Here is a 4,746-nt window from a genome sequence, read left to right on the forward strand (position 1 = left end):
AGCTGGCACCGAGCCTCCTGACCGCATCGTGACTACGCGGCGCTGACGCGGCGACGGCGCGCGACCAGCACACCGGTCCCCGCTGCGAGCAGCAGCAACGCGGCAGCGATGCCGCCACCCAGCTCCGCACCCGTGAACGCCAGCTCCCCCGTGACCGCACCCGTGGCCGGGTCGACCCGGATCGACGTCCACCCGATCAGCGACCCGTCCGCCGCGGTCACCGCGAGCCGGTGCGCTCCCGGAGCCGTCCCCGCCGGGATCATCACCCGCACCGTCCCGTCAGCGGCGACCGGCACCGTGCCCAGCAGCACCGGGTCCGAGAACAACCACACGCTCACCTGCTGCCCGGCACGCCCCGCACCCACACCGACCGTGATCGTCTCCCCCGCACGCGCCGAAGCCGGCGCCGTGATCCCACCCCGCAGCGCCGCGGTGAACGCGGACTCCGCCGGCGCGACCGGCACCGACGTGCCCGGCGTCGGAGCCGGGGCCGGGGTCGGCGTGCTGCCACCACCCGGCGTCGGAACCGGCGTCGAACCACCGTCACCCGGCGTCGGCGTCGTGCCGTCACCGGCGCACGGGTACGTACCGGTCCGCAGCGAGAAGCCGTCGGTGTCGTTGTCGTCGGCGTAGAACGTCGCCCGTGCGCCGTCGGTACAGACGTCCGCGATGGCGAAGCCCTCGTTGGCGAGCTTCCGGTCGGCGTTCGCGGGCGCCTCGTGGACGGTGTCGAGGGTGAAGGCGCCGTCGACGACCGTGTACAGCGCGGTGCGGCCAGCGCAGGCGTCGTCGCACACCACCCAGAGCGCGTCGAGCGTCGGGTCGAACTGGACCTCGGCGACGACCGCGAAGGGCGAGGCGATGGTGGCCACCCGCTGGAACGAGCCGTCCTCCATCAGGGCGTAGCCGTACGTGCTCGCGGTGCCCTCGACACCGACGAAGAACAGTCCCGACCCGTGGCCCGGATAGCTCGACGGTGCGTAGGCCGCGCCGGTGTGCTGGTCGACGAACCCGTGGGCGGTGAGCCAGGCGTCCGGGATCCAGGTCACGCCCTCCAGGCCGGAGTTCGCGCCGAGACCGGGGAAGTCCGCGGCCAGGTTCCACTCGTCGGTGGCGTCCAGCGTCTCCTCGGAGCCGTCCTGGGTCGCGAAGCGGAGCACGGCGGGGCGGCTGGCCGAGGAGACGTCGTTGTCGCGCTCGGTCGAGACGTACACGGCGCCGGGGTCGTCCGACGTGACGGTGACGCCCTCGGCGTCGGGGGTCCCGGAGCCGTCGGCGTAGTGCAGCGTCGCGCCGGCGGCGTTCGACGGCGTCCAGCCGCCCGCACCGTCGGACACCATGCGGTACAGCAGGCCGTCGCCGTTCTGCACGCCCCACAGCACGCCGCCGCCGGTCGCGGAGCGCTCGGACTGCCAGTCGAGACCGCTCAGGTCACCGGAGAACATGCCCTCCTGGTCGAGGACGCGCTCGTCGGGGCCGCCCGGCCAGGCCTCGGCGGTGACGACGCCCGCGAACCGGTTCGCGGCGCCCTTCGTCGGGGCCGAGGTCTCGGCGAACGCGCCGGTGCCGTCGGGGTTCCGTCCGTACGTGGTCGCTGCGTGCGCGGTCCACGAGTACGAGTCGACCAGCACGCCGGTCGGCGCGAACAGCCGCGCGGAGTCGGCCTTGCCGAGTCCGAAGCCGAACGCCGCCTCGTCGAGCACGGTGAAGCCGCCCGCCGTCACCGTCGTGCCGGCCGGGATCGTGTACGCGTGGTCGTCCTCCGCGTCCCTGAGGACGTAGCCGCCCAGGTCGACCGTGGTGCTGCCGATGTTGGTCAGCTCGACCCAGTCACCGGGTGCGCCGTCCTGCGACTCGACCTCGTTGATGCGCACCGGCGACGAGCAGTCGTTCGCCGCGCCCTTGGTCGAGGCGGTGGTGTCGACCAGCGGTCCGGTGCCGTCCGGGCAGCGACCGTAGGTGACCTTCGCGTGCTCCTGGTAGGCGTAGCTGAGGACGAGGGCGCCGGTGGTGTCGAAGACCCGGACCTCGTCGGGGTTGCCCAGCCCGAAGTCGAAGCCGGGCGCCGTGGTCGACTGCTGGTCCAGGACGAAGTACCCGCCGGCAGGCACGACGGAGCCGGCGGGCAGGACGTACGGGGTGTGTGCGTCGCTGTCGTCGAGCATCGAGAAGCCGCTGATGTCGATCGGCGCGCTCGAGGTGTTCGCGAGCTCGACCCAGTCGACGTCATCGCCGTTCGACTCGACCTCGTTGATGACCAGGCCGGCCGGCGCCGCAGCAGCAGCAGGCGCCGCAGCGGCAGGTGCGGCGGCTGCGGGCGCAGCGGCCGCGGCGGGCTCGGACGTGGTCGGCGTGGCAGCGAGGGCCGGCGTGCTGGCGAGGACGCCCGCCACGAGCACGGCGCACGTCGCCGCGGCAGCACCGAGGCGCAGGACAGGGGAGGGCATGCAGGATCCTTCGAGCGAGGGGGCGTGGACCTGCATGACTGTTCAGCACGCGGACGACCAGCCGGTGTCGCGCCGGTGAACGGCCGGTGCGTCGACGCCCGTCAGCGCCGGATCAGCAGCGCACTCGCTCGGGGTGACAATGCCGCGTCGAGCACCAGGCACGCCGCCCCCACCGCCGCCACGTCGGCGCCACGATCGGTCTCGACCACCGTGACCGGGTGCTTCGGCACGAGGATCGGCGACCCGGTGATGGCCTGCCGAGCCGCGGGCAGCGCCACCGAGGCGATCCGCGACCAGAACGGCCCACCGAACACGACCCGGTCGATGTCGAGCAGGTTCACGATGACGACCGCTGCGCGCCCCATCACGGTCCCGGCCTCGGCAGCGAGGGCCGTCGCCGTCGGGTCGCCCGCGTCGATCGCCGTCTCGAGGGCGTCCCAGGCCCGGTCCACCGCTCCCGCGTCGTCCCCGACCGGCACCCCGCCGGTCAGGTCGAGCCCCTGCGAGGCGGCCAGCCGGACCAGCCGTTCCGGGGCGACCGCCGCACCGATCTCACCCCGGTCGCCGTTGCCGTCCGGGGTGCCGGCGAGGGCACCCTGGTCGACCATCAGGTGTCCGGCGTCCCCGGCGTTGGCACCGGTCCCGCGCACCGGTTCGTGGTCGACGACGAGACCGACGCCGAACCCGGTGCCGAAGTAGACGAAGGCGAAGTTCCGTGCCGACGACTCCCCGGCCAGGAACATCTCGCCCACGGCGGCCGCGGTGACGTCCTTCTCCAGCAACACCGGGTGCCCGGTCGCCTCCGCCAGGGCGTCGCGCAGCGGGACACCGCGCCACCGCGGCAGGAATGGCGGGTCCACGACGATGCCGGCGTCGACGTCGATGGGGCCGGGGCTCGCGATGCCGACACCGAGGACGGCGTCCTGGTCGACCTCGGCGTCCGTGACGAGCCCGTCGATCGCCGATGCCATGGTCCGGATGACCTGGTCCGGGTCGTCGGCCATCGGGGTCGACGTCGTCGAGGACGCGACGACCGTCCCGGCGAGGTCGAGCAGCACGTACGTCACGACGGCCGGGTCGACGTGGACCCCGACCGCGAAGCGGCTGCCGGCCTCGAGCCGCAGGATCGTCCGGGGCTTGCCGCGCCCCGACACGACCGTGCCGGACTCGACGATCATGCCCGCCTCGATGAGGAACCGCGTGACGTTGGACACCGTCTGCGCGCTCAGCCCCGTGCGTCCGGCGAGCTCGACCCGGCTCAGCCCGTCGGGCGAGCGGCGGACGGCGTCGAGCACGACGGTGCGGTTGAAGCCGCCGATCGACGGCAGGTTTGCGCCGCGTCGGTGTTCCGCCATGTCTGGACCATACCGCGGTGCGGATCGCTCCACCGCGAGGATGACTTCGCCTGGTTCGAGCCCGCAGCGCTGGCCCCCGCACGGGTCGCACCGTTAGCCTGACCGCATGACGGACCTCCGCCTCGAAGAACTCTCCGCCGCGACCGCCACCGCGGCGAACTCCCTGACGCTCAAGCCGGGGCAGGAGCAGTTCGTGCAACCGACGACGTACGGCGTCGCGGAGCGTGACGTCAAGCCGAGTGCCGCCTGGCCGCGGGTCGTCCTCGACGGCGACGAGGTCGTCGGGCTCATCGTCGGCAGCTTCGACGCCGAGAACCCGCAGGAAGAGCTGCAGGCCTGCATCTGGCGCGTCAACGTGTCCGGCACCGCACAGGGTCGCGGCGTCGGCCGGTTCGCGGTGCACGCCCTGGCCGACGAGGCCCGCAAGCGCGGCTTCGAGCGCCTGACCGTGGTCTACGAGCCCGGCGAGGGCTCCCCCGAGGCCTTCTTCCGCGCGATCGGCTTCGACGTGGTGCGCGAGACCCAGTACGGCGACCACTTCGCGGTGCTGACGCTGTAGTGCCCGACTCGTCCGGTGACGACGTCGCCGACTTCGGAGCCGCGGTCGCGATGGTCGTCCGGACGATCCCGTCCGGCCGCGTGATGACCTACGGCGACGTCGCCGCCGTCCTCGGGTCGCGGGCGTCGCGCGCCGTCGGCAAGGTGATGGCGCACGAGGGCTCCGACCTGCCGTGGTGGCGGGTGGTGCGGTCCGGCGGGCTGCCGCCGGTCCACCACGAGGAACGCGCGCTGGAGCAGTACCGGGTCGAGGGCACGCCCCTGACGTGGGGCCGGACGGCCTGGAGGCTCGACATGCGTCGTGCGCGTTGGTCACCCGACCTGGACGGTCCGGACGACCCGTTCATCACGAACGCATAACGGGCTCGAACTGGTCCAAACCGGTT

4 protein-coding genes are annotated in these 4,746 nt (G+C 73.2%); 2 read left to right on the forward strand and 2 right to left on the reverse strand.

What is annotated here, in order from left to right:
• Positions 1-32: 32 nt before the first annotated feature.
• Positions 33-2,447 (reverse strand): lamin tail domain-containing protein, encoded by a 2,415-nt coding sequence (locus BIU90_RS18545; RefSeq protein ID WP_071298448.1) that lies wholly within the window; start codon positions 2,445-2,447, stop codon positions 33-35.
• Between the two features lie 101 nt (positions 2,448-2,548).
• A complete protein-coding gene (locus BIU90_RS01410; protein ID WP_071298449.1) occupies positions 2,549-3,802 on the reverse strand; it encodes an ROK family transcriptional regulator in 1,254 nt (417 codons plus the stop codon).
• Between the two features lie 106 nt (positions 3,803-3,908).
• Here BIU90_RS01410 and BIU90_RS01415 point away from each other — a divergent pair, with 106 nt between their 5' ends.
• Complete coding sequence (locus BIU90_RS01415) at positions 3,909-4,361, forward strand: GNAT family N-acetyltransferase (RefSeq protein WP_071298450.1); 453 nt, start codon at positions 3,909-3,911, stop codon at positions 4,359-4,361.
• The gene (locus BIU90_RS01420) at positions 4,361-4,720 is read left to right on the forward strand and encodes an MGMT family protein (RefSeq protein WP_083403586.1); all 360 of its coding nucleotides are present in this window, start codon (positions 4,361-4,363) and stop codon (positions 4,718-4,720) included. Before BIU90_RS01415 ends, BIU90_RS01420 begins: the two co-directional genes overlap by 1 nt.
• Positions 4,721-4,746 lie beyond the last annotated feature (26 nt).

The sequence above is a fragment of the Curtobacterium sp. MCBA15_001 genome (assembly GCF_001864835.1).
Taxonomy (GTDB): domain Bacteria; phylum Actinomycetota; class Actinomycetes; order Actinomycetales; family Microbacteriaceae; genus Curtobacterium.

Bases quoted from the DNA above. Each gene is read 5' to 3' on its own strand.
- BIU90_RS01415 (WP_071298450.1), top strand. From the start codon at position 3,909: ATGACGGACCTCCGCCTCGAAGAACTCTCCGCCGCGACCGCCACCGCG.
- BIU90_RS01410 (WP_071298449.1), bottom strand. From the start codon at position 3,802: ATGGCGGAACACCGACGCGGCGCAAACCTGCCGTCGATCGGCGGCTTC.
- BIU90_RS18545 (WP_071298448.1), bottom strand. From the start codon at position 2,447: ATGCCCTCCCCTGTCCTGCGCCTCGGTGCTGCCGCGGCGACGTGCGCC.